Source organism: Kitasatospora sp. NPDC058048 (assembly GCF_042885555.1).
Taxonomy (GTDB): Bacteria; Actinomycetota; Actinomycetes; order Streptomycetales; family Streptomycetaceae; genus Kitasatospora; species Kitasatospora lactacystinica.
Genome location: NZ_JBHVRT010000056.1, coordinates 27271 through 30964 on the forward strand (window position 1 = coordinate 27271; position 3694 = coordinate 30964).

Below are 3694 nucleotides of genomic sequence, written 5' to 3' on the forward strand. Positions count from 1 at the left end.
CTCGCCCAGGCCAACCCCGACGCCTATCTGCCCGACCTGGCCATGTCCCTCAACAACCTCTCCGTCGACCTCGGCGGGGTGGGCCGATGGGAGGAGGCCCTGACCGCCATCCAAGAATCCGTCGCCATCCACCGCACCCTCGCCCAAGCCAACCCCGACCTCTTCGGACCAGCCCTACAGCAGTCCCTTGCCGTGGCTGGCTGGCTTGAGGGGCTCGATCAGTAGACGGATGAGGTGGCTACCGCCGCACGCTCTGGCGGAGGAATATGGCACGTTCGGAATGACGCTCCCCGCCAGTCGGCGCCGACACCTGGACCACCGCCAAGCGCCGTGCCTTCGCCAACGACCTGACCCACTCCCAGCTGATCGCCGTCTCCGCCACCTCCAACCGCAGCAAGGGCGACAAGACCCCGGACGCCTGGCGCCCCCCGGCCACCGGCTACTGGTGCACGTACTCCCGCGCCTGGACCGACACCAAGCACGTCTACGGCCTCTCCGTCACCGAGCTGGAGAAGACGGCGCTGACCACCATGCTCAACACCTGCGCGTAGACGACGCCACCAGTCGGGCCTGCCGTCCGACCAGAGCCGAGAGGCAGGCCCGGCCCAGTTGGGGATTCCCCTGCGGAGGCCGCCGTGCGGGTCCTACGGTGTCCGCATCGGCCTGACCGCAGGTCAGGTGTGGGATGAGAGGTGGATCCGATGGATGTTCCGCTGGCCGATGCGGTCGCGGCGGTGCGCGACGAACTGCTCGAAGCGGCCGCGAGGGCGGGGGACGACCCCGGGGTGGTATTCGCGGTAGGGCCGGTGGAGATGGAGTTCGAGGTCGAGCTGCGCGCCGATGCGAAGGCGAAGGCCAAGTTCAAGCTGTGGGCGGTCGGCGCCGAGGCCGAGGCCGGCGTCTCGCGGGGTCGCACGCACCGCGTCTCCTTCACCCTGACCCCGAAGCGTGCCGACGGCACTGATCTGCTCGTCCACTCCGCGCACGAGCGCCCGGACGGGCCCGGCGACGTGTCGGGGCGCATTCCGGACTGACCGGGGCGCGGTCCGGCGCTCGGCCGGGCCTGCGGCAGAGGACCAAGGGAACCAAGGGGCGGGCGTGGAGCAGTTGAGGGTGGCCGGGGTTACCGGGCCGAAAGGCGTCGGGCCGGGCTCGGGGTCGGGGTACGCGGTCGGCGGCCGACTGGTCCTGACCTCCGCGCACGTCACCGGACCGGTCGGGACCCGGGTGAAGGTCTTCCACCCGGCCGCCGACGCCGATGCGGGTGGGACGGTGGTGTGGGCGGGGACGCCGGGCGGGCGGGACGACGCCGCGCTCGTCCTCGTCGACGACTCACCGCACTGGCGGCCACCGACCGCACCGGTCGTGTGGGGACGCCCGGACACGAAACGCCCCGGCACACCGTGCGAGACCTGGGGTGTCCCGGACGAGGCCCAACGCGAAGGCCGCCCCGTGGAGGCCGCGCAGCTGCGCGGGGAGGTGAACCCGGGCAGCGGCTTCGTCGGCAACCAGTACGTCATGGACCTGCGCACCCCCGGCGCCGGGTGGCCGGGTGACGGGACGTCGCCGTGGGGCGGCCTGTCGGGGGCGGCGGTGTTCTGCGACCGCTACCTGACCGGCGTCGTCGCCTCCGACCGCGCCCACTCCGGCCACGGCCGGCTGAACGTCGTCCCCGCCTACGTCCTGCACCACGACGCCGCCTTCCGCACCACCCTCGCGGAGTACGGCGGCGATCCGGCGGGCGGGCTGGAGGCGGTGGAGTTCCAGGACATCGCCGACCCCACCGGCAACCCCGCCGTCCGGCGCCCCCCGGTGACCCCGGCCGCCCTGCTGGAGGCCGGCCGCCAGGTCGTGCCCTTCCACGGCCGCGAGGCCCTGCTCACCGAACTGGAGGCGTGGTGCTGGCTCGACGGGTTCGGGGCGTGGCTGCTGCACGGCCCCGGAGGGCAGGGCAAGACCCGCCTCGCCCACCACCTCGGCCACCGGCTCACCGCCACCGGCTGGACGGTGCTGTGGCCGCGCGCCAGCGCCCGCCCGGAACAACTGCTGGAGCTACGGCGGGCTGCGAAGCCGCTGCTGGTCGTCCTCGACTACGCCGAAACCCGCCCCGAACAACTCGGCGCCCTCGTCGATGCCGCCGCCGAACACCCCGGCACCAGCCCCCTCAAACTCCTGCTGCTCGCCCGCACCGCCGGCGACTGGTGGCAGCAGGCACGCGAGGCAAACCAGCAGGCCGAGGAACTCCTCGCCACCGCCCGCACCCGCCGCCTCGCACCACTGGAGGACAATCCCGACCGGCGCGCCGGCCACTACCGCGACGCCACCCGCGCCCTCGCCAAGGCGCTCCCCACCGTCCCGGGCCTCCCCGAGCACGACTGGGAGGAGGCCGCCGCGACCTTGACTCCGCCTCGACAGCTGGGCGGGGACACCGCCTACGGGAACGCGCTGACCCTCCACATGACTGCCCTCGCGGACCTCCTCGACACCACCCGCACCCAACCCGCGAGCAGAACCGAGGACGGGTTCGAGGATGCACAGGACGTCGAGGACCGCCTGCTCGGCCACGAAACTCGGTACTGGCGCGACACCGCCACCACCCGCGGCCTCACCCCCGCCCTCGGCATGAACACCCTGAAGACCGCGCTCGCCGCGGCCCACCTGACCGGCGCCGCCGACGACGAAGACGCCGATCTTCTGTGGCGGCGCCTGCCCGCCCTCGCGGACCAGCCCCGCGACCGCCGCGACCAGGTCACCGCCTGGCTCGCCACCCTCTACCCCGCCACGGTGCCGGGCTCACCGTGGGGCGCGCTGCAGCCCGACCGCCTCGCCGAACGCCACACCGGCCGTACCCTCCTGGCCGTCCCCCGCCTGGCCGACCAACTCCTCGACGGCGCCGACGAAACCCAGAGCGCCCAGCTCCTCACCGTCTACAGCCGCGCCACCGCCCACCCAGCTCTCCACCACCTCAACGGCCGACTCACCGATCTCTGCGTTCGCCACCACCCGGCCTTGGCACCGCACATCGTCACCACCGCCACTCGCACCGACCACCCAGGGCCCCTCATCACCGCCCTCGACACCGTCATCACTCACCCCGGCACCCCCCTCGACACCCTTAACACGATCTACACCGTGTTCCCCCAGACCAGCCGCCGCCTCGCCGCCAGCGCGGTCCGCCTCGCCCGTACCATCACCAGCCACTACCGCACCCTCGCCGAAGCCAACCCCGACGCCTACCTGCCCAACCTCGCCATGGCCCTCAACAACCTCTCCAACCACCTGGGGGAGGTGGGCCGGCCGGCAGAGGGCCTGGCCGCCGCTGAGGAAGCGGTCGGCCACTACCGCACCCTGGCCGAGGCCAACCCCGACGCCTATCTGCCCAACCTTGGTACCTCCGTCAGCAACCTCTCCAACCACCTGGGGGAGGTGGGCCGGCGAGCGGAAGGGCTGGCCGCCGCTGAGGAAGCCGTCACCATCCGCCGCACCCTGGCCGAGGCCAACCCCGACGCCTATTTGCCCGACCTCGCTGCCTCCGTCAACAACCTCTCCAAGCACCTGGGGGAGGTGGGCCGGCCGGCGGAGGGCCTGGCCGCCGCTGAGGAAGCCGTCGGCCACTACCGCACCCTCGCCGAAGCCAACCCCGACGCCTACCTGCCCGACCTCGCCATGGCCCTCAACAACCTCTCCAACCACC

At 72.8% G+C, this 3694-nt stretch carries 3 protein-coding genes and 1 pseudogene; all 4 read left to right on the forward strand.

Annotated features, from left to right (window positions below; all coding sequences use genetic code 11):
* Nucleotides 1-225, forward strand: a 225-nt coding sequence (locus ACFVVA_RS38145; RefSeq protein ID WP_387695301.1) for a tetratricopeptide repeat protein, incomplete at its 5' end; no start/stop codon positions are given.
* Between the two features lie 74 nt (nucleotides 226-299).
* Nucleotides 300-551 (forward strand): annotated as a pseudogene (locus ACFVVA_RS38150) (HNH endonuclease); the annotation flags it as partial.
* 150 nt (nucleotides 552-701) lie between these two features.
* A complete protein-coding gene (locus tag ACFVVA_RS38155; protein WP_387695302.1) occupies nucleotides 702-1034 on the forward strand; it encodes a trypco2 family protein in 333 nt (110 codons plus the stop codon).
* Between the two features lie 64 nt (nucleotides 1035-1098).
* A partial coding sequence (locus ACFVVA_RS38160; RefSeq protein ID WP_387695303.1) for a hypothetical protein occupies nucleotides 1099-3694 on the forward strand: 2596 nt, incomplete at its 3' end.